1 protein-coding gene is annotated in these 625 nt (G+C 37.1%); it reads right to left on the reverse strand.

All coding sequences use genetic code 11. The annotated features are described in order from the left end of the window. Positions 1-398: hypothetical protein (locus ESY88_RS20750; RefSeq protein ID WP_147129072.1), on the reverse strand; the 398-nt coding region annotated here is incomplete at its 3' end. Positions 399-625 lie beyond the last annotated feature (227 nt).

Raw genomic sequence — 625 nt, forward strand, 5'->3', positions numbered from 1 at the left:
CAAACTCTTTGTGCTATTTTCAATTCAAGTTTTCTTTCCGTCACTATCCCATTTTCAATCTCCTCAAATCTGTATAAATATCTGTCAGGTAAAGTTATTGGCAATTGTCCAACAGTCAGCATTGATAAAATTATTGGTTGTCCACAAACAAAACTCTGTTTAATCGGATAGAGCTTTATTTTCAAGTCGGCTTTTGAACTATCAGAGATTATTTCAAACAATTCGGATGAAGCTAATATTTCCAGTTCTTTTTTCAGAGTATCATTGATAATATAAGCACTCCGTTTTGGATTGTCATTTTCAATCTTGCGGTATTCTTTTGGATAAACTTTATAGGAATAACAGGAACTACAAAGTATTGCCAAAAGTCCTAAAATTATCAGATGCGTTTTTTTCATAATTGCTTACAACGTGATTGTGTATGGTTAGTTGCGTGGTTAGGCACTAAAGTTAGCAAATAAATCACAGACCTGCCTGCCGGCAGGCAGGTACGAGACCCGTATGTACGGTGGTGTGAGAGGCGCAGTGGCGGTTATAAAACCGTCACCCGTCTACTCGATTGCCATTAGTACTATTCAGCTGTTAATTGAATTGATAGTCCCAAAGCATTGGCGAGTAAAGCAAA

Source organism: Subsaximicrobium wynnwilliamsii (assembly GCF_007997225.1).
Classification (GTDB): domain Bacteria; phylum Bacteroidota; class Bacteroidia; order Flavobacteriales; family Flavobacteriaceae; genus Psychroserpens; species Psychroserpens wynnwilliamsii.